This is a genomic window from Acinetobacter sp. 1294243 (genome assembly GCF_000588015.1).
Taxonomy (GTDB): Bacteria; Pseudomonadota; Gammaproteobacteria; order Pseudomonadales; family Moraxellaceae; genus Acinetobacter; species Acinetobacter pittii.
In genome coordinates this window covers 1-26205 of record NZ_JFXG01000028.1, presented here as the reverse complement: position 1 = coordinate 26205, position 26205 = coordinate 1, and the positions used below count along the sequence as shown (strand labels likewise).

Here is a 26205-nt window from a genome sequence, read left to right as displayed (position 1 = left end):
TAGCTATAGAGATTTTAATATGCAATAAGTAAAGATATGACTATGGGCACATCAATGAGTGGTTGCGGTTGTAATAAAGAAAATTCTTGTGAAGACACTAAGCAAAATCAAAATGAATCAGAAACAAATTCTGGTAACAGTAAAGATTTAACTGCTGAAGAAAGTAAAAGTTCTTGTTGTGGTAATGAATTACCACAACAATCTAAGCCAGATGAAAAAGATCCTTGTGCTAGTACTCAGCCATGTTCTACGCAGTCAAACTCATGTTGTACCCCAGATTCGATAAGTTCACCTGAGACAGTTAATGATAATGAGGATGTAGCGACTTTCATCAGTGACTATAAAATCCCTAAAATGGATTGTTCCGCAGAGGAACAAATGGTTCGGATGACTTTATCTTCTTTGGTAAATGTTAAGAGGCTAGTTTTTGATTTGCCGAATCGAAACCTAAAAGTTATGCATAATGGTAAAAGTAATGAAATCACTGCAAAACTTGAAGCTCTTGGGTTTGGAGCAAAATTAAATAAAACTGAAGCCTATGTAAATAAAGAGCATGCAAAAGAAATCAGTACGTTTCTGATTCCGAAAATGGATTGCTCTGCTGAGGAGCAAATGGTTCGTATGGCATTGTCTCCAGTAAATGAGATCAAAGGACTAACATTTGATTTACCTAATCGGAAATTGAAAGTTTTTCATAATGATGGTCTTAATGAAATTACTAGCAAACTTGAAGCACTTGGTTTTGGAGCCAAACTTGAAAGTACCGCCACCTCTGTGGGTGAAATGCCTGAAAAAGCAGATACGTCTGAACAAGCAAAAGTTTTAAAAATTCTTTTAGCTATTAATGCTGCACTTTTCGTTATTGAATTTATTAGTGGACTAATTGCTGCATCTACAGGGTTAATCGCAGACTCTCTTGATATGTTTGCAGATGCTGCTGTTTATGGGATTGCACTTTATGCTGTAGGTAAAGCTGCAAAGTATCAAGTTAAAGCCGCGCATTTTGCGGGTTGGATTCAATTATTTCTCGCAATAACTGTAATTGTCGATGTAATTAGACGTTTTGTATTAGGTAGTGAGCCTGAATCTTTATTAATGATTGTAATCGGCTTTTTTGCACTAATTGCGAATGTTGCCTGTCTTTATCTAATCTCTGGACATAAAGATGGTGGAGCACATATGAAAGCAAGTTGGATTTTCTCAGCTAATGATGTGATTGTGAATCTAGGTGTAATTATTGCTGGCTTCCTTGTGGCTTTGACAGGTTCCGCATATCCAGATCTTGTTATAGGAATAATTGTTTCGCTTTTCGTACTTAACGGTGCTCGAAAAATTTTGGCATTGAAATAAGAGTATTAAAAATGAATTTATTCCAAGTTAAACCAAACGACTTTGTCAAAATTGTTGACCTAAAAAAAGGTAACCAATATTTAGATAAAAATGATCCAGTTCTCGAACGACTTGAATTGTTAGGTTTCAGAATTGGTGAAACTTTACAAGTTCTAGCTAAGGGACTTTTCGGTGGTGATCCAGTATTGGTTCAAATTGAAACTTCTCGATTTGCGTTAAGAAAGAATGAAGCTGAACGAATTTTTGTAGAGATTGTTTCAAATGAACAGTAAAAATATTGCACTTATTGGTAACCCAAATTGTGGGAAAACATCTCTCTTTAATACTTTAACAGGTACTCGTCAAAAAGTAGCTAATTATGCTGGTGTTACTGTTGAGCGGAAAGAAGGTTTCTTTAAACTACCTTCTGGTGAATCAGTTCGGGTTTTAGATTTGCCCGGCACATACAGCTTAAAGCCTACGAGTCTAGATGAAGAGGTAACAAGGGCTGTATGCTTAGGTGAGCTTGAGGGTGAGGTCCTACCTGATATATATGTATGTGTGGTTGATGCCACTAATTTACATTTACATTTAAGTCTTGTGCTTGAAATAAGGGCATTGAATCGACCAATGCTTCTTGTTTTAAATATGATGGATGAGGTCAAAAAGCGTGGTATTTCGATAGATATTAATAAGCTATCAGAATTGTTGGGTATCCCTGTTATTGAGGCTGTTGCCGTTAAAACTAAAGGCGTGCAAGAACTACTAAATCAATTAGATCAAAAAAATCTATTTGTCACTCCTTATCATTCTGATCTGAATCATTTTGATCAGATTAAAAATATTACTAAACAGGTAATTTTAAAAAATGATAATGGTGATGCAAGAACAGCTTTCTTGGATAAAATTTTCTTACATCCTGTACTTGGTTTAGTCATCCTAACGCTTACCATGTTTGTCATGTTCCAAGCCGTTTTTATCTGGGCACAACCTTTTATCTCATTAATTGAAAATGCAATTGCTTGGTTAGGTAATACAATTGGCCCGCTTATTACTCATCCATTACTTAGAAGTCTTATTGTTGATGGGGTAATCGCTGGATCGGGTAGTGTTTTGGCTTATATGCCGCAGATCCTTATCTTATTCTTCTTTATTTTAATTCTAGAAGAATCAGGTTATTTGCCACGAGCAGCATTCCTTTTGGATAAATTAATGTCCAAAGCTGGTTTAAGTGGACGTTCCTTTATTCCACTATTGTCTAGTTTTGCCTGTGCTATCCCTGGTGTCATGGCAACACGAAGCATTAGTTCGGAAAGAGATCGCCTAGCAACCATTATGATTGCACCATTAATGACTTGTTCTGCAAGATTACCTGTTTATGCTTTGCTGATTGCGGCATTCATTCCAAACAAATTAGTTTATGGTTGGTTAAGTCTACAAGGTTTAGTTCTTTTTGGACTATATATGGCTGGCATTGTTTCAGCATTATGTGTTTCTTTATTTTTGAAACTAGTTAGAAAAGATAAGACAGAAAGTATTTTTATCTTTGAGTTGCCTACTTACCGATTACCAGATATTCGAAACGTTGCATTAGGACTTTATGATCGAGCTACGATCTTTTTAAAAAGGGTTGGTGGCATTATCGTAGCATTATCTATATTGCTTTGGGTGTTGGTTACGTTCCCTCAACCACCTGAGCATGCCACAATGCCTGCTATCAACTATAGTTTAGCTGGACAACTTGGACACATTATTCAGCCTATATTTGCACCTATCGGCTTTACTTGGGAAATCTGTATTGCATTAATTCCTGCTATGGCTGCAAGGGAAGTTGTCATTGCTGCTTTAGGTGTAATTTATGCTATGTCTGGAGATGAAGATACTGTAACTCAAACATTGTTGAGTCAAATCTCTGGTCCTGATGGCTGGGGGCTAGCTACAGGGATGTCATTATTAGTTTGGTACATTTTCGCACCACATTGTCTTGCAACATTAGCGACCATTCGTCGTGAAACTGGTAGCTGGAAACAGCCTGTTATTATGGCGACTTACTTATTTGGGCTTGCGTATTTCTTTGCCTTCATTACATATCAGCTTATTAGTAGACTTTAATCAAAATAAGAATGTTTCATAAAGAAAAATGGATGCCTTTGCATCCATTTTTCTTTTAAGTATTAAACTGATTATGAGCTTTTTTTCACAGCAATAATAATCTGACTCTCACCCTCTATTTTTAATTCGAAGTCAACCTTCTCCCCTACAGTTAAACCATTTAATAATGCTGGATCTGCAACTTTAAAGCCCATAGTCATTGCAGGCCATTTAATTGCAGGAATTGCTTCATGGTCGAGTGTTAGAATATTTTCTTTCGTATCAATAGCAGTAATCACACCAACAGCTTGAGCTGTTGCAACTGTAGATGACTCTTTACTCATCTGCTCCATCGGTGCTTCCGCTTTCTTTTGCTCTGATGCCTCATTTTTGCTACATGCAGTTAACGCAGCAACAGTTGCAACAAGAGCCACAATTTTCATAAATTTCAACATAATAAAACCTCTTTTGACGAAATAATAAAACTATCAATTCTTTGATAGTTTTCTTTTGATTAAAAGCTGATATGCCGCAGGGATAACAAACATAGATAAGAGAGGGGCTGAAATCATGCCCCCAACCATAGGTAAAGCAATACGACTCATTAATTCAGAACCTGTTCCAGTCCCCAACAGAATAGGGATTAACCCCGCCAAAATGACAGCGACTGTCATTGCTTTAGGGCGAACACGTAGCACGGCCCCTGTATGAATTGCCTCATTGAGTTGTTGCTCTGTTAAGGATGCCGTTGAAGAAGATAGGCTTTGCTGTGCATGCTCAATTGCTTGCTTTAAATAGAACAACATGACTACACCAAACTCTGCGGCAACACCAGCAAGTGCAATAAAACCAACAGCAATCGCAACCGAAAAGTGATAATCACTCAAGTACATAGCCCAAATACCACCAATCAACGCAAAAGGTAGTGTTGCCATAATCAGAACAGCATCTTGTACTTGCCTAAAAATCAAATAGAGCAATAGAAAAATGATCATCAAAGTAATTGGAATAACAACTTTTAAGCGAGCATTCGCACGCTCCATGAACTCAAACTGTCCTGAATAGCTAATGCTCATGGCAGAAGAACGTTTTACTTTTTGGTCTATGGCCTGCTTCAAATCTTGTACAACCGAAGCTAAGTCACGTCCTTGTACATCGACATAGACCCAACCACTTGGACGGGCATTCTCACTTTTAAGCATTGGCGGCCCATCTGTAATTTGAATATTAGCAACACTACTCAAGACTATTTGTTGACCAGATTCAGTTAGAATCGGTAAATTTCTTAAGGCTTCCAGTGAATCTCGAATCTCTCGTGGGTAACGTACATTAATGGGATCCCTTGCCAAGCCTTCAACAGTTTCACCAATATTTTCCCCGCCAATCGCTGATGAGACGATTTGCTGTACATCTTTAATATTGAGACCATATCGCGCAGCCTGCATACGGTTAATATCGACATCAACATATCGACCACCTGTGAGCCGTTCAGCTAAAGCTGAACTAACACCGGGCACCTGTTTAGCCACTTGTTCAATTTGCTGTGCTACCCGATCAATATCTTGCAGATCATTTGCTGAAACCTTAATCCCGATTGGACTTTTCACCCCAGTTGCCAACATATCAATCCGGTTACGGATAGGTGGCACCCAAATGTTTGTTAAACCCGGTACTTGGACTGCCTTATCTAGTTCTTTTATCAATTTGTCAGGTGTCATACCTGAACGCCATTCAGACCGTGGTTTGAACTGAATCGTGGTTTCAAACATTTCTAATGGTGCAGAATCTGTGGCTGACTCTGCGCGACCAGCTTTACCGAATACTGTTGCAACTTCAGGAACGGTTTTAATCATTCGATCAGTCTGTTGGAGTAGCTCAGAAGCTTTTGCTGCGGACAATCCCGGTAAAGCTGAAGGCATATACAGTAAATCACCTTCATCCATATTGGGTAGAAACTCCCCACCTAACCGTGTTAAAGGGAAAAGACTAATAAGGAAAATTAGCAATGCACCAAGTAAAATTGTCTTTGGATGAGCTAAAACCTTATCCAACATAGGGCTGTATATTTTGATCAGAAAACGGTTCAGTGGATTACGCTGTTCAGAAGGTAATTTCCCTCGAATCCAATAACCCATTAAAACGGGAATCAAGGTAATGGATAAACCTGCTGCTGCTGCCATTGCATAGGTTTTAGTAAATGCCAGTGGTGAGAACAAGCGACCTTCTTGTGCCTGTAAAGTAAAAATAGGAATGAAGGATAAGGTAATGATGAGTAGACAGAAAAATAAAGTTGGCCCGACCTCACTGGCAGAACGTGTAATGATGTTCCAACGGACTTGTGCTTCCAAGACTTGCTCAGGATGTTCGTGTTGCCAAGTTTCGATATGCTTATGTGCATTTTCAACCATTACAATTGCGGCATCGACCATAGCGCCAATCGCGATAGCAATACCACCCAACGACATGATATTGGCATTTAGCCCTTGATAATGCATCACCAAGAAAGCAGATAAAATCCCAAGCGGCAAAGAAACAATAGCCACCATTGCTGAACGTAAATGCCAGAGGAATAGTCCACAGACTAAAGCCACCACAATGAACTCTTCAATTAATTTATGGCTGAGATTTTCTACTGCTCTATCAATCAATTGACTGCGATCATATACAGGAACAACTTGTACACCTTTCGGTAGACTTTGTTGTAATTCAGCTAGCTTCGCTTTCACAACAGTAATCGTTTCACGTGCATTTTTACCTGCTCGTAAAATCACGACACCCCCAACCGTTTCACCTTGCCCATTCAATTCACTGATGCCACGACGCATTTCTGGACCAAGTTGAATAGTTGCAACATCACCTAAAGAAACAGGAACACCGAAACTATTTGTTCGTAAAGGAATTTGGCGAAAATCATCTAAAGTTTTTAAATAACCAGAAGCCCGCACCATATATTCCGTTTCAGCCATTTCCAGAACTGAACCACCAGTTTCCTGATTAGCTTTTTGAATCGCCTCAATGACATTGTTTTGTGTGACACCTAAAGTAGCCATCTTGCTTGGGTCTAAGACAACCTGATATTGCTTAACCATTCCCCCAATTGTGGCAACTTCAGCCACGTTAGGTAATGTCTTCAGTTCATACTTTAAAAACCAGTCTTGTATGCTTCTCAGCTCCGAAAGATCATGCTGTCCTGTTGGGTCTACTAATGCATATTCATAAACCCAACCAACGCCAGTGGCATCTGGTCCCAATGAAGATTTCGCATTTGCAGGCATTTTCCCTTGAATTTGATTTAGATACTCCAATACACGAGAACGGGCCCAGTAAAGGTCAGTATGTTCATCAAAGATGACATAAACAAATGAGTCACCAAAAAAAGAATAACCGCGAACAGTTTTAACACCGGGCACCGATAACATGGTTGTTGTTAAAGGGTAGGTCACCTGATTTTCAACAATTTGTGGTGCCTGACCAGAAAAATTAGTTCGAATAATTACTTGTACATCAGACAAATCTGGTAATGCATCGACCGGAGTATTCTTTACGGCCCAAGTTCCCCAAGCAGCCAGAATTAAAGCGGCCAACAGGACAAATACACGATTTGCAATTGAAAAACGAATAATACGGGCAATCATAATCGTCCTCCCGTTTAGTTCTTCATAGATGTCATAGACATCTTGGAAATGTCAGAAATAACGTAAGTATCTCTAGCATGTGTAAAACTAAAACGGACCTGATCGCCTTGCTGAATTTGGGTAAATGGTTGCACTGGTTGTTTAAAGCTCATAGTCATAGCCCCCCAACCCAACTCAGGAATCGCCTGATGTGAAATGGTAATGTCTTGAGCTGTGACTTTTTCAACTTTACCAATGCCTTGATATATTAATGTCTTAACCACTTGAGATGAAGTCTTCGATTGTCCAGTGTTCAGCTTATCCAATACACCTTGTAAATTTGCTTCAGAATCAATCAGGAATTGCCCTGAAATTACCACCTTCTGACCAGCTTTCAACCCTTTTAGAATTGCAATTTTATTGCCATCACTTTGACCTAACTGTACTACAACAGGTTCAAAACGCCCTTGCTCATGTCCCACAATGACAACGTTCCGAGTACCTGTACGTATAACAGCTTGCTCTGGTATAACTAAATTGCTTTGTGGGTTGTTGGAGAATTTAACGGAAGCAAACATTCCCGGCTTGAGCAATCCCTCTCTATTGGGCAACTCAATACGAACTTTTATGGTTCTACTCGTGCTATCCAAAGTTGGTAAAATATCAATGACTTTACCGGACACTATTTGAGGATATGCAACAAAAGTAGCTTCAACTTTCATTCCCCGTTTTATCCCGGCAATTTGTGCTTCTGGAACAGATGCTTCTAACCAGATTGGGCTTATCCCCTTGATGGTGACAAGCGTTTGCCCCATAGCTAAAGCCATTCCATTGCGGACTTCTAACGAATCAATAAATCCACTTACAGGTGCACTTAAAGTCATATTGGATTGCACTCGATGTGTCCGCTCGACTTGATTAATCACATTTTGTGGGATTCCTAAAAGCTGTAAACGTTGTCGGCTTGCCTGAATAAGAGAACGATCTCCTGTTCGGAGTACAGCTAGAAATTCAGTTTGTTCTCCTGTCCATTCAGGTATTGAAATATCAGCTATGGGACTGCCTTGCGTCACCATATCCCCAACAGCATGTCCGTACACTCGTTGGACGAAACCACTTGCTCTTGTTTGTAAAATAGCTACCTGTCGTTCATTGGTCTGCAATATACCATTGGTTAACAAAGTATTTCCCATCACAGCTTGTTCGACTGAAGCATAACGAATTGCTAAATTTTGTTGGAGGGATGGATCAATCTTAACCGCAGGATAACTGTCTTCAGTCATCGTAGTATTTTCATCTGCATATTTAGGAACCAGTTGCATGTCCATAAATGGCGATTTCCCCGGTTTATCAAAATGCTGTTCAGGCTTCATTGGGTCGTACCAATACAACACTTTGGCAGCCTGTTGCGGACCTGATTGAGGATTGTATTTCTGATGTGCAATCCAGTATCCAGCACCACCACCCGCAGCCAGACTAATTACCGCAACGCCCATGACAGTAACTGCTAATTTATTTCTTAACATTATGGCTGCCCCTCAACATGGTTTAAGGTCGGTTCTTCAAAGGCATAATAAAGTTGGGCTTTAGTCACAGCCTGTTGCTGTTGGAGATCAATGAGACGCAAACGCTGTTCTAAAAGAGCTTGTCGAGCAGCAATAACATTAGACAAATTACTTTTACCTGCTTGATAGCTTGCCAACTGTAAACCCACTTTTTGTTTAGCGAGTGGAATACTTGTTTGCATCGCACGTCTAATTTGCTGATCAAGTGCATCAAGATCGGATAACCCATCATCTAGCATAGTGAGATGGTCACGGTATTGGACTTCTTGATCGGCGGTAATCCTGTTTTGTTCGGCTAAAGCTGCCTGAATGAGTGGACTACTACGTCTTTTTGAAAAGACAGGAAGCTCTGTTGTTAGTTGCACCCCGATCATATCGCCAAATTCGGGTGCTCGATGCTGATAAGCAAGTTCAATACCCCAATCTGGTTTCTGTAAAGCCTGAGCTTGCTTCAGTTTTGCTTCAGCAGTTTGCTTTTCTGCCTGAAATGCTTTTAATTCAGGATGTTGATGCAAATGATGATATAGCTTTGATGTATCAAGGTAGATAGATGGTGCTTGGTCAGGTAAGGTTTCAATTTGAGAGAGATTTTCAGTAGGTTCTGCACTGACTAACCGATGCAACTCTAACTTGGCTTTATTTAAATCACGAAGTAAATCATCCTTCTGGTCAAGCAATACCGTGGCTTCTTGTCTTGGATCAAGTGCATCGGCAATGATTGTACGACCAGAGATGACCTGTGTTTGAGTAATTTGAGAAAGTAATCGATTCTCTGAAAACAGTTCATCATATAGTGCTAATTTACGTTCAAGATAAAAGCGCTTAAGCCAAGCAGATGCGACTTTCTGACGTACCTCAATACGCAGAATCTCAGTTTGAGCATTGGCCGAACCTAGTTCAGCTTTTGCTAAATCGACCTCAGCTTGTCTTTTGGCACGATTTGGAAAATCTTGCATCACGCCAATTTTTTGCATAGTCATACCTTCGCGTGTGACTGACCATGCGGCATCGCCGGATACAGGGTAATTATCTAAACCTACAAATAATTTAGGGTTGGGTAAAATACCTGAAGCTGAAACCATATTTTCAGCCCCTTCAATCCTTGCACTATTTGCTCTTAGGGTAGGTGCATATTGCTCAGCAAGCTTCATAGCTGTATTCAAAGTTAATGGCTCAGCATAAGCCTGACCATAGACCAGACAGAAACAGATAGTAGCTATTGGCCATCTCTTACGATGAGATTGCTTTTCTTTATAAATATTCATATTTTTTGCTCTAAAATGTTTACGCGCACGCGCAGAACATTCATAGAAAATTCTATGAATGATAGAGGACTATCAAATTAGTTAGAGCGTGGAGGCTTCCATAAACCCGAAGGGTATGGAGAAGGAAGATTTTGATCTAAAGAGTAAAAAGCTGAGCGCTCTATAGGAAAGGAAACCATTGAGTGCAAAATACCCTGAACGTCATTAGCATATACAAGCTTGGTAAAAGACATAATGCAATCTTGTTCAGACAGACAGGATGGATCATGCAGAGTTTTTTTGGACTTTGCTTCTCCTTTCATACAATCAGTATGCATCATATTCTGATTTTTCGACTCTTCCATTTGCATGGATTGCATCTGTTCAGATGGCATTAAACATCGTTTATGTACAGACGAGGCAACAGCAGCCGATCCTACTAACAGGATAGCAAACGATAAAAACAGCGATAGGCATGTTTTTAACCACTGCATAGACATAGACCAAATTTTAAGCTTTTTTAGTTTTACAGAATTGAATCGTAATAGCAACAATTTCATGAATAGTAGCCGAAACTACTATTCATGATTTCAAGTTATAGTATTTTAAAATACCAATTCGATGCCTGCACCATATTTCCATCCTTTTTCGGACTCAGTTGCTTCTTGCACGTTAGTTGCTTTTTGTCCTTTTTCATATTGGTAAGCAACATCCACAAAAGGTCTGACTCTTTTAGTGACTTCATATCGGGTTTTAATACCGGTTTTTAGTTCAGACAAACCTGATTTTGCAGCATAGTTAGAATCATCGCTAAATACAGCATCTACTTCAAGATAAGGTTGTGTGATCAATTTCTGGGTTAACAGGAAATCACGCTCGACTTCTAAGCTTGCCCCCCAAAAATTATTCTCACCACCGTACAAATAAGCTTGGGTTTCAAAGAAATATGGAGCTAATCCCAACACGCCAACAACACCATCAACCCGATCGCTGTTGCTGTTATTTTTATCTTCACTGTATCTCACCCCAGCCTGTACATCCCAAAAGGGTGCTACATTACGGCTATAAAGCGCAGATACATCATATTTTGGATCATGACTTTCTGCTTTATCCAAATTTGCTTCAATAAATAGGCGATTTTCATCTGTACCTATCAATGTTTCAATTTTCGATCCTAAAGCACCTTTGCCATCTTCATCCACAGTCCACTCATTCTCAAACTTAGTCATTTGGAAAACTTGTCCACCATGTTCTTTCAGATGTTTATCATGATTTCGGTTATTAGAAGTTTCGGCTTCCAGGCCTATACCATTATCTCCATCATTACCAGAAGTTGAATTTTGGTAAGTATTACGATCAACATAACCTAATCCACCAGGCTCTTTTAACAGCATTTTCATACTCTCGGACTGAGAGGATTTAGTACTACTATCCATGCTTTGAACAGCAGTATCATTTGCAAAAGCTACACCTGATAATCCAATTAAAGCTATAGATAAAAATGTCTTAGAATATATTTTTTTAGTGGTGCGCATGTTGATTTACCCCCTTATCATTAGTATTAGGTTGAGCAACAACATCTTTCGAATCAGTACTATTACTATCGACATTTGCCACAATAAGTTTATTCATCATTCCAGCAGACATGTGATAGAGCAAATGGCAATGGATAGCCCATTCACCTAACTCATCAGCCGTTAATAAAGTTGTAACTGTTTTACCTGGTGGAACAATTACTGTATGTTTATTCGGCATATTGCTAGGATCTTGGCCATTTTCCAGTTGCATAAACATGCCATGTAAATGCATTGGATGAGCCATCATACTATCGTTAACAAATTTCAAGCGTATACGCTCACCATATTTCACTTTAAATGGTTCAGTTTCATTAAACTTCTTACCATTAATTGTCCAAATATAGCGCTCCATATTTCCACCTAAGCGGATTTCAATTTCACGTTCTGGAGCACGGGTATCTTTTTGGGGGGTTAAAGATTGTAAATCACTATATTGAAGTGCTTTTAGACCAGCTGGTGTTGATGCATTCGCCCATCCGTAAACCACTTGATCAGATCCAGAAGAGCTTACTGTTTTTGAAGGCATATCATGGTCCATACCTTTCATTGAAGACATATCATGGTCCATTCCTTTCATTGAAGACATATCATGATCCATACCTTTCATTGAAGACATATCATGATCCATACCTTTCATTGAAGACATATCATGATCCATACCTTTCATTGAAGACATATCATGATCCATACCTTTCATTGAAGACATATCATGATCCATACCTTTCATTGAAGACATATCATGGTCCATTCCTTTCATTGAAGACATATCATGATCCATACCTTTCATTGAAGACATATCATGGTCCATTCCCATATCTTCCATCGTCAGTAAAGCACGGGGACGAGGTGTCGGCATCGTAGTACTTTTTACAAGTGAAGTATTTTCATCATGTAATGTACCAATAGAAAAACCACTTCGATCAATAGATTCAGCTTCAATCTGATAATTTGCTTGTTTCGGTTCTACAATAACATCATAAGTCTCAGCTGTTCCTATCCGGAATTCATCCACTGGCACGGGTTTTACTGGTTGTCCATCTGCGCTGACTACTGTCATTTTCAGATTAGGAATTCTTACATCGAACAAAGACATTGCCGAGGCATTAATAAACCGAAGACGTACTTTTTCTCCAGCTTTAAAATTTCCAGTCCAATTTTGTTCTGGAGTCTTACCATTCATTAAAAACGTATAGTTTGTTACATCAGACATATCTGTCTTAAGCATTCGCATCTGATTCCACATGGAACGATCTTTCCATGTTGCCTTTAAACCGTCTCTTTTAATCTGCCTAAAAACATCAAAAACTGTTTCTCTTCGATTCTGGTAGTAATCAGCTTCTTTCTTGAGATTACTCATAATCTGACCACTAGTAGAGTTGTGAAAATCAGAGAGTAAGACTACGTAATCTCTATCAGCTTTTTCTCCGGCCGTTAAAGGTACTTTATTTTTGGGATAAATGACTAAAGGGCCATACAGACCATCTTGCTCTTGACCTTTACTATGCGAGTGATACCAATAGGTTCCATTCTGACGAACCTTGAATTTATATTCATAGGTTTTATTTGGTGCAATACCATCAAACTGGTTGAACCCAGGTACTCCATCCATGATGCCAGGTAAAATTAAACCATGCCAATGAATTGAAGAATCTTGGTTTTTCAACTTGTTGTGTACACGAATAACGGCATCATCGCCTTCCTCAAACTCAAGAAGAGGCGCAACAAACTTACCATTTACAGTAATTCGTTTTAGAGGCTTTCCTGTAATATTCACCGTCTGTTCAGCAATTGTTAAATCATATTCTTTAACCGCTGCCATAACCCAAGTCGACGAAAACAATCCGACTCCTATTAAAAGGACATGACTTAATTTTCTAGACATTTATTTTCACCTATCTATAGTTAATTGAGGGCTAAGCAGGTGGATAAAATACTTTTCCCTCAATATCTTATTTCGCGTATTAATTATTTATTTGGCATATTCATTTGAGAATGGTCCATCTCACCCATTTTAGAATGATCCATATTCATCATCTTAGAATGGTCCATTTGGGACATATCAGACATTTGGCTGTGATCATGCTGACTATGATTCTGTTGATTTTCCTTATCTTCTTTCATATCACAAGGCTTTTTGCATTTCTCTTGCGCTTTTGAATTTACTTTAACTTCTGTACTTAAAGTATTTTTCTGTTGAGCATCAGCAGCCCAAGATTGGCTTCCAGCAATTAAAGTCCCAACACACATAAAAGCAGTTAAGCCACGACGGAATAGAGTTTTCATTGATTGCTCCAAAAATAAATTTTATATAACTAACTTATAGGTTGGAACCGGACATCTATGTGACTTGAAAATGACATTTTTGTAATCTACATCGCATCCTGTATTTATAACGTTATTATGGTCTTAATATGCGATACGGGGCTTAATAAATGAGAATCTTACTAGTTGAAGATGAACAAAAAACTGGTGATTATCTAAAGCAAGGTCTTTCTGAAGCAGGATATATTACAGACTGGGTTACAGATGGCTTATCAGGTAAACATCAAGCTCTTTCAGAAGAATACGATCTAATTATACTAGATGTAATGTTACCGAAGTTAGATGGCTGGAATATCATTAATGATATTCGCAAAAGTGGCAAAACTATGCCTATCCTTTTTCTCTCAGCTCGTGATCAAATTGAAGATAGAGTTAAAGGCCTGGAACTAGGAGCTGATGATTATCTCGTTAAGCCTTTTGCTTTTGCAGAACTTCTTGCCCGAATTAAAACCTTACTTCGTCGCGGTCAACAAAAGGAAGATAGCAATATTATTACAATTGCTGATCTTGAACTTGATCTTCGTAAACGTCGCGTCACACGTGCTGGACAAAGAATTGACCTTACAGCTAAAGAGTTCGCATTGATGGAATTATTTATGCGTAGACGTGGAGAGATTCTACCTCGTGCTCTTATTGCTTCTCAAATATGGGATATGAATTTTGATAGTGATACCAATGTTGTAGAAGTCGCTATTAAACGTCTAAGAAATAAAATAGATAGTAATTTCAGTCCTAAGTTGATCCAAAACATCCGCGGAATGGGGTATGTCTTAGAGGTAGAAGATGACTCATAAACTGTTTAATGCGATCAGTTTCCGTATTGCGATCATTTTTTCATTATCTACCATTATTATCTTAATGATTATGGGGCTGGTCATTCATCAGCTTGTTATGCATCATTTTGAAACTCAGGACCGCACTCAGCTAGAAGGGAAAATTCAGCTTTTAGAAAATTTACTGGAACAGAATCCGAAAAACACCGATGAACTAAAGATATATTTAAAAGATGCTTTAGTTGGTCATCATGATCTAATTGTCCAGATTGAACGCCCAACTGGCCAAATCATTTTTAGTTCAGCCCCTGCCGTTATAAAGGCTCAAACATTAGTAAAGTCTAAACATATCCCTTGGATAGAGTGGGAAATTCAAAATAAAACATACCGTGGCTTAGTTTATAAAAAATCGTTTGATAAAAATATGAGTGTTCCAACTGCTCAAATTATTGTTGGAATCGATACCTCCGAACATCAACATTTTTTAAACGACTTTAGACGACAATTGTTATATATCGGAGTTGTGGGCACAATTTGTTTAATGTTTTTAGGTTGGTTTGCCGCATGGAGGGGCTTACGTCCAGTTCAGAAAATGGCAAAAGTTGCAGAAGGCATTTCAGCTCAGCATCTATCTGAACGATTAGCGGTCGATAATACACGCACTGAACTAAAATCATTAGCCATAGCCTTTAACGATATGTTAGATCGGCTAGAAACGGCTGTAGAAAAACTCTCAGATTTTTCATCTGATCTGGCCCATGAAATTAGAACACCTATTAATAATTTAATGACTCAAACTCAAGTATGTTTATCTCGTAGTCGGGATATTAATACTTATCAGGAAGTTCTCTTTTCTAATCTGGAAGAGTTTGAACGTTTGGCTCGAATGGTTTCAGATATGTTATTTCTTGCAAAGGCAGAGCATGGCCTACACTTACCAAACCTACAACAGGTCAGCCTAGTAAAAGAGATTTCTGCTTTATTTGACTTCTATGATGCTATCGCTGCTGAAAAGGGAATGTCCCTAGAACAAAGTGGACAAGGATACGTAAAAGGCGATCCCTCAATGTTACGTCGTGCACTGAGTAATTTACTATCAAATGCGATCAAATATGGTAAACCTGATTCAATAATTAAGATTAATTGCCGACAAAATATTGATACCACTATATTCACAATCGAAAATGAAAGCTCACCAATAACATCTGAACAGCTGAATCGATTATTTGACCGTTTTTACCGTACGGATGCATCCAGACAAAGAGTTGAGGAAGGCACAGGTTTAGGTCTAGCAATTACCAAGTCAATTCTTGATGTACATGGCGCAACGATTCAAGCAGACTATAACAACGGTCGGATAGTTTTTAAAATAACTTTTAAAAACTAATTTTTGTAAATAAAAGACAACTGACTACTCATTTCCAGTATCTAAAAAATTATGAGTAGTCAGAAAATGATCCTTTCTTAACTACGTAGCCTTAAAGCATTACCAATAACCGATGCTGAACTTAGGCTCATTGCTAAAGCTGCGATCATAGGAGAAAGTAGCCAACCAGTAAATGGATATAAAATACCCGCGGCTAAAGGGATGCCTAATGCATTATAAAGGAATGCAAACATCAGGTTTTGCTTCATATTTTTAATAGTGGCCTCTGACAGGGAGCGAGCGATCTCTATACCTCGTAAATCACCTTTGACTAAAGTGACTTGAGCACTATTCATAGCCACATCTGTTCCAGTCCCCATTGCAATACCAATATCCGCTTGAGCTAAAGCTGGGGCATCATTGATACCGTCACCTGCCATTGCAACCATTCTTCCTTCTTTTTGTAATTTATTAACCAGTTCCAGTTTATCTGCTGGTTTAACTTCTCCGTAAACTTCATCAATACCTAATTTAGCTCCAACTGATTTTGCAGTAGTTAAACCATCTCCTGTGGCCATTATAATTCTTAATCCAGAATTCTTCAGAGCATGCACAGCTTCAGGTGTACTGACTTTGATTGGATCTGAAACAGCCAATAGTCCTACGAGCGTCCCATCAACAGCCAAATGCATAACACTTGCGCCTTCTGCTCTTAATTGCTCAGCTTGAGGGATATATGTATCAACTGATATGCCGAGTTGTTCCATTAAAGCTGTATTGCCTAATGATAATTGTTGTCCATCTAACTCACCCTTAACACCAATTCCAGAACCTGACTCAAAAGATGTTGGTGTTGTTAGTACAAGATTTCTTTCACGGGCAGCCTGTACAATTGCATCCGCTAATGGATGTTCACTACCTTGATCCAAGCTGGCAGCTAATCTGAGAACTTCATTTTCTTCATATCCAGATAAAGCAATGACCTTATCAAATGAGGGGCGACCTTCTGTTAAGGTCCCTGTTTTATCAATAATTAATGTATCAATCTTACGTAAATTTTCTATTGCTGCAGCATCACGGAAGAGTACGCCATTGGATGCACCACGACCCGTTGCCACCATGATTGACATTGGTGTGGCTAATCCTAAAGCACACGGACAAGCAATAATTAAAACTGCGACAGCATTGATTAGTCCGTATACCCAACTCGGTTCTGGTCCAAATATTCCCCACCCAAAAAAGGTAAGGATAGATATACCGATCACCACCAGTACAAACCAGCCAGCTACCTGATCTGCCATTCTTTGCATAGGGGCTTTAGAACGCTGAGCTTGCGCTACCATTTGAACTATCTGTGAAAGTACTGTTGAAGAACCGACCTTTTCCGAACGTATCACTAATGAACCGTTCATATTCATTGTCGCACCGATTACTTGGTCACCTATACGTTTTGTTACTGGAACTGGCTCTCCCGTTAACATTGATTCATCAATAGAACTTGAACCTTCTGTAATTATTCCATCAACGGGGACCTTCTCACCTGGTCGTACTCTCAGTAAATCTCCAACATGTACATGGGAAAGTGGGATATCTTCCTCTGTGCCATCTTCATTAATTTTTCTTGCGGTTTTCGGTGCCAACCCAAGTAAAGATTTTATTGCTGACGAAGTTTGCGAACGTGCCTTTAACTCAAGAACTTGACCTAATAAGGTCAGTGAAATAATTGCGGCTGTTGCCTCAAAATATACAGCAACACGCCCCATAGAGATGAAAGACGCTGGGAAAACTTGTGGGGCTAGGGTTCCAACGACACTATAAATAAATGCAGCTCCAGTCCCAATTCCAATTAAAGTCCACATATTCGGACTACGATTTAAAATTGAATGCCAACATCTAACAAAAAATGGCCAACCTGCCCAAAAGACGATAGGTAAAGTAAGAACAAGTTCAATCCAGCTTTGTACCTTCATCTCAAACCAGTTCAACTGATGACCAAACATCGCCAAAAATATGATAATGAGGGTTAACGGTAAGGTGTACCAAAATCTTCTTTTGAAATCTTTAAGTTCAGGATTATCATCGGCTTCATCTAGATTGGGAAGTAATGGTTCTAGTGACATACCGCAAATCGGACAGTTACCAGGATGATTTTGTCGGATCTCCGGATGCATTGGGCAAGTATAAATTGATGAGGTATTTACACTATCTGAGTGTGTATCCATCTTATTTAGGGAGACATTTTCGGAAACAGATCTATCTTCTTTAGCAATGTAAAAAGTAGGATCATGCTTAAATTTTATCTGACATTTTTCACTACAAAAGTAAAAAGTCTTATTGCCAACTTGTTCATGAAATTTAGATTCTTCTGTTACAGCCATGCCGCAGACAGGATCCTTTAGTACGTTATTTATAGTTTTCTTTTCATGATGATGGTCCATATAGAAACCTCCTTCATATTTGATTTTAAAAAATTAATTACCTTCGTGCAGAAATACATTTCTGATTATTTGAGTATTTAATGAACATTATTCTTGATAAAGTCAGTGTAACACTTGTGAGTTTTTAATTCTAAAAATGACAAAAATGTAATTTTGGAGTCATCAAGACGTTGCTCTCTTTCTTAAATAATAAGCATACAAAGAGTGATGACCAACTCGATCAATTTAGGAATTTCACTGGGTCATTACTTAGCACGTACTAATTTTTAAAAGGTGATGAAATGAAAATTTTCCAAAATAAAGTGTCAGCTCTACGTAATGTACTAGTAGGTGCGACTATGGTTGTAGCTGCTTCAAGCGCATTTGCTCATGTCAAACTTGAAAGTGCCACTCCAGCTATTAATGCATCTGTAGCAAGTCAGCCAAAAAATATAACTTTAAATTTTGGTGAAGAAGTCATGTTAATGAATGTCAAATTACTTGATGCTCAACGTAAAGACATCCCTTTAACTTATCAGATAACTCATGATTTAAAAAAATCATTTGAAGTAGCAGTACCTAAACTTAAGAAAGGTAAATACACAGTGGTTTGGACCACAATGGGTACTGATGGCCATAACATGAATGGCGAATATAGCTTCACTATTAAATCAGCGAAATAACTATAGAGCATCAATAGTCTATATGCCAGCAGCTTGCTGGCATATTGCTATCGCAGGGAGGAAAAATATGAATCCTGAAACTTGGATATATGCAACGTGGCTGATTAAAGTCGTTTTATATTTAGGAATAGCATTTGTTGTTGGTGGTGCCTTTAGCTATTTTCTACTGGGACGTTATGTAGAAATCAGGGAAACTCTTCTAAAGTACATTACTATTGGTGCAGGATTAGGCTTTATTTCAAGCACTTTAGGCTTCTTTGTTCTTATAGGAAGTTTTGCCAATACAGGTCTTTCAGGAATGTGGGACAGTAACTACATTAATATCTTAATAAATACTCCCACTGGGCATATCCATATCATCCGCTCAGTTAGTTTTGCACTTTTATTGTTATTTATGATCGTAAAGCTTAGTAAAGGGACTATCCAAGTTTCCAAAGTAGAAGGAACAATTTTTACCATCCTACTTATCCCCATGGTTTTTAGTTTTTCACAATTAGGCCATGTCACAAACTTGCCCTTTTTCGCTCAATTCTTATTATCAATACATGTCCTTGTAATGTCCTTATGGATGGGATCACTTTTTCCTTTATGGAAAACAAGTAAAAAAATTACTGGTCTTCCATTAAAAGATCGCATGCACTTATTTGGGAGAATCGCAGCATTTGTTGTGGGAATACTACTCGCTTGTGGTGCTAGTATTGCTCTGTTACTCATTAAAGATTTCAATACTCTACTAAATACTCCTTATGGGCATGGTTTTATTATTAAGATCGCATTTGTTCTAAGCATTTTATTATTAGCTGCTTTCAACAAATGGTATTTTACCCCTCGCTTACAAGACCCGAAATTTGCCAGACAGTTGGGCTATGCCATTTTATTTGAAATGTCATTAGGCCTAATGATCCTTTTAACGACTGGATATATTACAACTGTAGTGGGAATTGATTAAATAGGTATATAGTAATTTAAAAAAGTAAAATGAAAAAAATTATCTGATTCTGCTTGATTTCATCATTGGTTCAATCCTTGATATTTTTTCTAACTCCATAAGCTTTACTATTGTAAGTAGAGTGTAGTGTAAGACTGTAGAGTCTCAGATCTTTTAAAATATAGGGGTAAAATTACTTACCCCATAATCTGCCCATGTTTTTATAAATTAATTACATGATTTTCTGTAATTCATGTATAAATAAACTTAAACAAATAATCATAACTTATACAACCATTCTTAGTGCCTGTTCCAGCCCGCGTTGTTTAAGGTTGGCTCCTACCCCAAACCATGCTGAATCTAATCGGTGATCTTTTGAGATCGCACGTCGCTCATGATCAACAAACTCGGTAATACTACAAAGCAGTCCATACGCCGTATCTTTAGCTGAAGCTAACTCGGCACCACGACCATGCCCGTTAAACATGGTCATGACCTTAGACATCGCACGTCCATTTGGCTCAGTTTTATTGTCGGTTTTGGATGAGTTGATTTGTTTAGGCGTAGCTACATTACGGTAGAACTGAATGATACTTTCATCTTGTTCAGCAATATTCAGGTTTGTATTATTGAACACTGCATCGAAGTAAGCTGCTGCTTCCTGCTGGGTGACTTTACGCTGGCTGAGCTGCTTCATTTCATACATGTGCTCGTCCCATGCATGAACCGAAATACCCAATTGCTGTTTAATCTTTTCAGCATCAAACTTGGTACTGTGTGGAACTTTCACCACACCTGCACTACTATTCTGCCCACGTAAGGCAATCGCTAAGGTGTTATTACACACCACACGTACACTTGTAAATTGCGCCGTGGTGGCTAATGTCCCATCACATGCTGTTGCCAGAAGGATATAACCATTACTCACATCCTTTCCTTTCAGTGCTGTTGATTGTCCAGTCGTAGCCAGTGCCCAGAACTTACGACCACCTTTCAATACCCCTGCTGTTTCCAGTTCAAAGCCTGATTGTTCTGTCAGGTCTTTATAGAAGTTTAATATCTCCATCGGTTGCACCTCCTGATAACGCTGACTTACCACTGATAGCGGCGCATGAGTATCTGAACGATAAAGGACTCTCTGATCTTCATACGGCATGATGATGTTTTGTCCACGTTCATTTTTTGTCATATAGCTGACATTGGATGATTCAATTCGCCAATCCATCCCTGCTTGTTGTGCCCATACTTCTAAAGGTTGATTTCTAGTGAGTTGATTGCCCAAACCATGCCAAGGGGTTTGACCTACAAAAGCCATTGTTTCAACTTGATGTGCCATGATGTTTTTCCTATTAAGTGATTTAAATAATTTGATTAAGAGTTTGGGATGAAGTTAAGAAAAGCTTGATTGCTGGATTTCAAAATGTTGCAGACACTGCTCACACTGATAATGCAAGGACACTGTATTGTCTTGATGCTGGACGTAGAGCAGAAACATGCCCCCTACAACTAAACCAACAAAGCCACCGACTAGTGGGTGAATAGGACTACGTTTTGACAATTGCATACAGGCTGCTGCCAGAGACATGGGGGAGAATGATGAAAGTTTTGCAAATACACCTTGATGGCTTTGTTCTGACTGCCGTAGTAATTTCAGATGTCTCGAATGGCAGTAAGGACATTGATGCATAGTCGTCTCCTCTCAATAAAAGGCATAAAAAAAACCACAAGCAAATGCTTGTGGTTTGATTGAGCTTTATGTCGTTTTAGATTAAGTCAAATTAACGAGTTACTTTTGGAGTCGCTAAACCTTTCTTGCTACAAGGTTGGATACTTTCAATATATTGACCATCTCCAGTGTCTTTAAAGAAACCATGTTTTGATTTGATTTCTAAACATTGCCCCTTCTTAAAAGGTTTAACTTGTGGAACGACTTTAGTTGGTATAGCGTAGCTATTTAAAATGACTTCGCCTTTAGTAGTTGGAAATACAACTGACTCTTCGCCGTAATAGACATTGGCTTTAAGTGTAATCTGCTCAGTTTTAGCAAAAGCAATAGAACTGAGTGAAAGACTTAAAATTCCACATGCGATAAGTTTGATTGGGTTCATGGTATTTTCTCTGATTAAGTAAAGTAATAATTAAACGAATGCTACAGACCAGCTTTAATTAGTGACCAAAGCATGGCTGGTATCCTTCGTGAAGGACTTGATTGCTGTTCTTATCCCAACTCACCACATACCAAGTACATTGGTAACGGTCAGAGTCCCATGCAGTACGATAGGTCATGGTATTACCTTGCTGGCTCCATCCTTCAACTCGTTTACTCACCTGATCTGGACTTGAGCGGCCCCATACATTCATGAGATGTGACGCTAACATTTGATCAATATTCGGGATGGTTGACTTTAAATCAGCTGGAGCAGATTTGATTGGCTTTAATCCATAGCGAGAAGCATTGGAACTTAAGGTTTTCCCTTCATGGTACTCACCATCAACTTCTGAACTGAGATTACCTAGACTTGTATCTTGTGCTTTTGCCTGATCAACCGCGGCTATTGCCCCCGCAACAACCTCATCTTCAGCTTGTGAATGAGCAGATTCTGATTCCGGGTTTTCCACCATACTTTCAATTCCAGTGAAACCTGATTCAACGGGTTCCGATGCTGCTTGTGTTGTGGCAGATTGATTTTGTACCTTAGATTGTTCTAAAGCGAGTTGTGCTAACTGAAGTTCAGTTTGTCGTTTTTGATGTTGATTAAATAAAATACCGCCTGCAATTAACACCGCCATCATGACTACAGTTAACAACCAATATAACGGTGGTATCTTTTTAGTTGAGTTAGTGCTGTTCTTTATCATATTCATATCATTACCTTGAAATAGAGGATATACGGCGCTTTAGGGCTGCCTTCACTGGGGTAATATGTAAGTAAAAATTCTTTATTTTCAGTTATTGTCCAAATAGCTTTTTAATAAAGCTCTTGCTTCATTCAGTTGCTGTGCCTGACTTTCAATCAACTGACGAACAGATTCAGGTAAGTTCTGGTATTTATCGGGATGGAACTCAGCCATCTTTTTTCGGTAAGCAGATTGTAAGTTCTGCTCAGTCAGTGAATTAGGCTGAATATCAAGAAGTTTGCACGCTTGAAGTTGTCCACCGTTGAAAGTAGAAGTAGTAGACTGATTCATTTCATCAGCCAGACATTGATAGATAATTTTGACCAGATCAGGAAATACGGCTTTAGAAACATTGGATACACGACATAAATGGGTCATGAAGAGATCCGCCTGATTCTGCTCAACCTGACCCAGTGCCATGGCATAAACCAGTTGTTCGATCATCTCCGTACGAAGCTTGTAAGCCAGCACATCTTTCAGTTCTGCAAAGCGATGTAATAATTCTTCATATTCAAAGTTGGGATGTTCAGTCAGTAACCTTTTAATATAGTGCTGTGATGCTTCATCATTCAGCTTTACAAAATGTTTAGATATTGCATGACTAGATTCAGGATTCCACTTACCCATATTGAATGTGATGAAATAAGCAAACAGATCAATAATTACCTTCAGTTCTGCATCAATCTGTGGTGGAGCCCGATCGGTTTCTGTTTCACCCTGACAAACTTCATTTAGAAATGAAGCCAATGTTCGTACTGTGCCCTTATCCAGTTGGGTAAAGGTCAGGGTTTCTATACGATTCAGTACGATGCCATGATTAATGACGCCAATATCTGCCTCGACATGATGAATACTTTTAAAGAGATAAACCGCTTCATCTCCAAAGCTTTCTTTATAAAAGAGTCCTGTCGCCGTCACACAAAGTCCAGCTTTAGCACTGCCAAATACCGTATCGTCAATTAGCATAAGGATTTCATCTGGATGAATTCCTTGAGGGAGATAACTCATAGCCCCTTGCAATTTTTTATAAGGAATAGCGGGTGCAAAATAAATATTGTCACTCGCTCTTAACATCAACATCCAACGGCTTTTCTGGAGTGATTCTCTCGATATGATTGTCATGGCAACTTCCCCAATTTAGCGACTAAAACAACCAACGTAGAAAATCAGCAGGCCAAACAAGTGCCCGACCCAAAGAATATGAACCAGAATAAATAGGGTACTGCCAAATCAAATACAGCCAATAACCAATCACAATGGTGAAATAAAGGCCAATCAATGGATGTTTCATTGTAAATTCCTCATTTTTTTAGGTAAGCCTATCCAACCCACTGCTCTATGGCAGCAGGTGAGATCAAAAGACAAACTAAGATTTAATGTGAATACGAGCTCTAAAGTTTATGTGCACATTGCTGACCAGACTTAAAAGACACCTCTTCGAAATCCTCTGGCATCCTGACTTGCATCATGCCAATCGCCTCCAGCTTTTCTTCACCATAATGTTCTTCCATCCTGTCGTAGAAGCAGGAACAGAAACTGCGACTTCCTCCCGTATTCCTACAGCTTTGTTTCATACCCTTTTCGAAATCAGAAGAACAACCAGTAACCAACAAAATACTGACACCTACCAAACCCATCAAAATTTTATTTTTCATCATTTTATCCAGTGACGTCGTCATGGAGCTTAGGCTTTTTTAGGCAACACGAAGCCTTGCCATGGTGTAGCTCACATGACATTTTTTTAAGTAAATTTTTAGACGAAAAGATCTAAAGCTTGAGAAACTAGAAGTTCATCAAATCCTATTAAAACTAATCAGGCGTTATAAAAAGAATATGCATAGCCAACTCCTTTATATTGGGAGTTCTGCCAAAGCATTAGAGAATTATGGTGGCAGAACGAGAAAGGGTTGACAGACCGGATTGGATTGACACCAGCACACTCGAAAGTGTCCCTCTCCCGTCCTGAACTGCACCCCATAAGTTAGACTTTTAAAACTTATGAGGTGTGCTCTATGCCAATTCCGAAGCATTCAAAAGAGTTAAAATTAAAAGTCATTCAAGCTTATTTAGAGGGAAGTAAAGGATATAAAATCCTTTCACAAGAATTTAATGTAGATCTCCAAACCATCCGCTTATGGATTGAAAACTATAAGGCACAAGGTGAAGATGGCCTGAATGTTAAAACTAAAAAAACCTACTACTCTTCCGAATTTAAAATCAAGGCTGTACAAATGCTTCTTGATAAGATACCGGTAAGAGAAGTTAGAAGACGGTTAAATCTGAGCGGGACGTCAATTTTAAGAAGGTGGCTAGCTCAGTATCATAAAGAAGGGATTGCTGGGTTTAATACCACGAGGATTTATACCAATATGCTTAAACAAGATAAAACTAAAATAACCAAGTCTGTAAAAGATGACAAAGATAAATCTCAGCAGGAGCTCATTGATGAAGTGACCGCTTTACGAGCAGAGGTTGCCTTTTTAAAAAAGCTAAAAGCCTTAAAACTGAAGCAACGTACCTAAATTCAATTTCTACTGCAGACAGTGTTCAAGTTATTTCAGAATTAAGGCAAATTTATCCATTAAAGCTCTTACTCAGTATTGCCAAGATCGCTCGTAGTACTTATTTCTATCACATGAAAGCTGTACGCTCTAAGGATAAATATACTGAGTTAAAACAGCAGATCAAGTCCATATATCACAAGCATAAGGGATGCTATGGCTATCGTAGAATTACTCTTGCTCTGAAAAGTACAGGAATAATAATCAACCATAAATGTGTATATCGTCTTATGAAAACTATGGGACTTAAATCACGTATCAGAGCACTAAAATATCGCTCATATAAAAGTGGTTGTGTCGGGATGGTGGCCGATAACATTATGCAACGGCAATTTAAAGCGAACCGTCCCAACCAGAAATGGGCAACTGATGTGACGGAATTTAATGTTAACGGTGAAAAACTTTATCTATCACCAATTATAGATTTATTTAATGGGGAAATTATTACCTTCCGGATCCAACGTAAACTCAATTATGAGTTAGTGAAAGATATGCTCATTCATGCTTTAGCTAAACTTAAGCGACATGAGAAACCAATTCTCCATTCAGATCAAGGATGGCAATATCAAATGGCTCATTATCAACAGCAATTAAAGCAACATGGTTTAATTCAAAGTATGTCTCGTAAAGGAAATTGCTTAGATAATGCTGTAATAGAAAGCTTCTTTGGAATATTAAAATCGGAGTGCTTTCATGGTGAAAAATTTCAATCAACTGATGAGTTAGAGAAAACTATACGAGAGTACATTCATTATTATAATCATGAGAGAATCAAGGTGAAGCTACAAGGTTTATCCCCTGTACAATATAGAAACCAGTTTTTAAAAACTGCTTAAC

At 38.6% G+C, this 26205-nt stretch carries 25 protein-coding genes; 9 read left to right on the top strand and 16 right to left on the bottom strand.

The window, feature by feature from the left end; genetic code table 11:
• Positions 1-42 precede the first annotated feature (42 nt).
• From J655_RS22960 to feoB, 3 genes are read left to right on the top strand one after another with little or no spacing between them, the layout of a single operon-like run.
• The gene (locus J655_RS22960) at positions 43-1350 is read left to right on the top strand and encodes a cation transporter (RefSeq protein ID WP_024436903.1); all 1308 of its coding nucleotides are present in this window, start codon (positions 43-45) and stop codon (positions 1348-1350) included.
• 11 nt (positions 1351-1361) lie between these two features.
• Positions 1362-1622: a FeoA family protein gene (locus J655_RS22955; protein WP_001048216.1), complete on the top strand. Its 261-nt coding sequence runs from the start codon at positions 1362-1364 to the stop codon at positions 1620-1622.
• Positions 1612-3441, top strand: a complete 1830-nt coding sequence (gene feoB / locus J655_RS22950; RefSeq protein WP_001086233.1) for a ferrous iron transporter B — start codon at positions 1612-1614, stop codon at positions 3439-3441. The genes J655_RS22955 and feoB overlap by 11 nt, the downstream gene beginning before the upstream one ends.
• A 71-nt stretch (positions 3442-3512) precedes the next feature.
• Here the strand turns inward: feoB and J655_RS22945 are convergent, their stop codons facing one another.
• From J655_RS22945 to J655_RS22915, 8 genes are all read right to left on the bottom strand, one after another.
• Positions 3513-3875 carry a copper-binding protein gene (locus J655_RS22945; RefSeq protein WP_004738155.1) on the bottom strand — a complete coding sequence of 121 codons (363 nt, stop codon included), beginning with the start codon at positions 3873-3875 and terminating at the stop codon, positions 3513-3515.
• A gap of 33 nt (positions 3876-3908) precedes the next feature.
• Positions 3909-7055 carry an efflux RND transporter permease subunit gene (locus J655_RS22940; RefSeq protein ID WP_032053293.1) on the bottom strand — a complete coding sequence of 1049 codons (3147 nt, stop codon included), beginning with the start codon at positions 7053-7055 and terminating at the stop codon, positions 3909-3911.
• Positions 7056-7069: 14 nt separating this feature from the next.
• Positions 7070-8560: an efflux RND transporter periplasmic adaptor subunit gene (locus J655_RS22935; RefSeq protein ID WP_032053292.1), complete on the bottom strand. Its 1491-nt coding sequence runs from the start codon at positions 8558-8560 to the stop codon at positions 7070-7072.
• Positions 8560-9864: a TolC family protein gene (locus J655_RS22930; RefSeq protein ID WP_001028920.1), complete on the bottom strand. Its 1305-nt coding sequence runs from the start codon at positions 9862-9864 to the stop codon at positions 8560-8562. Before J655_RS22930 ends, J655_RS22935 begins: the two co-directional genes overlap by 1 nt.
• A 77-nt stretch (positions 9865-9941) precedes the next feature.
• Positions 9942-10403 (bottom strand): hypothetical protein, encoded by a 462-nt coding sequence (locus J655_RS0104875; RefSeq protein ID WP_000771473.1) that lies wholly within the window; start codon positions 10401-10403, stop codon positions 9942-9944.
• A 45-nt stretch (positions 10404-10448) separates the two neighbouring features.
• Positions 10449-11378 (bottom strand): copper resistance protein B, encoded by a 930-nt coding sequence (locus J655_RS22925; RefSeq protein ID WP_001260874.1) that lies wholly within the window; start codon positions 11376-11378, stop codon positions 10449-10451.
• Complete coding sequence (locus J655_RS22920; protein WP_068972710.1) at positions 11365-13302, bottom strand: multicopper oxidase domain-containing protein; 1938 nt, start codon at positions 13300-13302, stop codon at positions 11365-11367. Before J655_RS22920 ends, J655_RS22925 begins: the two co-directional genes overlap by 14 nt.
• Before the next feature lie 83 nt (positions 13303-13385).
• Entirely contained in the window at positions 13386-13703 is a 318-nt protein-coding gene (locus J655_RS22915) for a hypothetical protein (RefSeq protein ID WP_032053289.1), read from the bottom strand.
• A gap of 149 nt (positions 13704-13852) precedes the next feature.
• Between J655_RS22915 and J655_RS22910 the strand changes: the two genes are divergently transcribed.
• Positions 13853-14536, top strand: coding sequence for a heavy metal response regulator transcription factor (locus J655_RS22910; RefSeq protein ID WP_001221580.1), 684 nt, complete (start codon positions 13853-13855; stop codon positions 14534-14536).
• Complete coding sequence (locus J655_RS22905) at positions 14526-15902, top strand: heavy metal sensor histidine kinase (protein WP_000149039.1); 1377 nt, start codon at positions 14526-14528, stop codon at positions 15900-15902. Before J655_RS22910 ends, J655_RS22905 begins: the two co-directional genes overlap by 11 nt.
• Before the next feature lie 77 nt (positions 15903-15979).
• On the opposite strand, the gene J655_RS22900 is transcribed toward J655_RS22905, so the two are convergent.
• Positions 15980-18319 carry a heavy metal translocating P-type ATPase gene (locus J655_RS22900; protein WP_000349577.1) on the bottom strand — a complete coding sequence of 780 codons (2340 nt, stop codon included), beginning with the start codon at positions 18317-18319 and terminating at the stop codon, positions 15980-15982.
• Positions 18320-18600: 281 nt separating this feature from the next.
• Here J655_RS22900 and J655_RS22895 point away from each other — a divergent pair, with 281 nt between their 5' ends.
• Together J655_RS22895 and J655_RS22890 are read left to right on the top strand one after the other, a co-directional pair.
• Positions 18601-18981: a copper resistance CopC family protein gene (locus J655_RS22895; RefSeq protein WP_000689221.1), complete on the top strand. Its 381-nt coding sequence runs from the start codon at positions 18601-18603 to the stop codon at positions 18979-18981.
• Positions 18982-19048: 67 nt separating this feature from the next.
• Positions 19049-19930 carry a copper resistance D family protein gene (locus J655_RS22890; RefSeq protein WP_002035490.1) on the top strand — a complete coding sequence of 294 codons (882 nt, stop codon included), beginning with the start codon at positions 19049-19051 and terminating at the stop codon, positions 19928-19930.
• A 265-nt stretch (positions 19931-20195) separates the two neighbouring features.
• On the opposite strand, the gene J655_RS22885 is transcribed toward J655_RS22890, so the two are convergent.
• The 7 genes from J655_RS22885 to J655_RS0104870 form a co-directional block, all read right to left on the bottom strand.
• Positions 20196-21245: a DUF932 domain-containing protein gene (locus tag J655_RS22885; protein ID WP_000951143.1), complete on the bottom strand. Its 1050-nt coding sequence runs from the start codon at positions 21243-21245 to the stop codon at positions 20196-20198.
• Between the two features lie 54 nt (positions 21246-21299).
• Entirely contained in the window at positions 21300-21596 is a 297-nt protein-coding gene (locus J655_RS22880) for a hypothetical protein (RefSeq protein WP_000553831.1), read from the bottom strand.
• A gap of 91 nt (positions 21597-21687) precedes the next feature.
• Positions 21688-22017: a hypothetical protein gene (locus J655_RS22875; protein ID WP_032053285.1), complete on the bottom strand. Its 330-nt coding sequence runs from the start codon at positions 22015-22017 to the stop codon at positions 21688-21690.
• A 58-nt stretch (positions 22018-22075) separates the two neighbouring features.
• Positions 22076-22774 carry a hypothetical protein gene (locus J655_RS22870; RefSeq protein ID WP_001985473.1) on the bottom strand — a complete coding sequence of 233 codons (699 nt, stop codon included), beginning with the start codon at positions 22772-22774 and terminating at the stop codon, positions 22076-22078.
• Positions 22775-22855: 81 nt separating this feature from the next.
• Entirely contained in the window at positions 22856-23881 is a 1026-nt protein-coding gene (locus J655_RS22865) for a J domain-containing protein (protein WP_000942646.1), read from the bottom strand.
• Between the two features lie 70 nt (positions 23882-23951).
• A complete protein-coding gene (locus J655_RS25355) occupies positions 23952-24098 on the bottom strand; it encodes a hypothetical protein (protein WP_000682545.1) in 147 nt (48 codons plus the stop codon).
• A 100-nt stretch (positions 24099-24198) separates the two neighbouring features.
• On the bottom strand, positions 24199-24462 hold the full coding sequence (locus J655_RS0104870) for a hypothetical protein (protein ID WP_000790976.1): 264 nt from the start codon (positions 24460-24462) through the stop codon (positions 24199-24201).
• Between the two features lie 357 nt (positions 24463-24819).
• Between J655_RS0104870 and J655_RS25840 the strand changes: the two genes are divergently transcribed.
• Both J655_RS25840 and J655_RS25835 read left to right on the top strand, forming a co-directional pair.
• The gene (locus J655_RS25840) at positions 24820-25329 is read left to right on the top strand and encodes a helix-turn-helix domain-containing protein (protein ID WP_002120495.1); all 510 of its coding nucleotides are present in this window, start codon (positions 24820-24822) and stop codon (positions 25327-25329) included.
• Positions 25330-25334: 5 nt separating this feature from the next.
• A complete protein-coding gene (locus J655_RS25835; protein WP_106405999.1) occupies positions 25335-26204 on the top strand; it encodes an IS3 family transposase in 870 nt (289 codons plus the stop codon).
• The last annotated feature ends 1 nt before the right edge of the window (position 26205 follow it).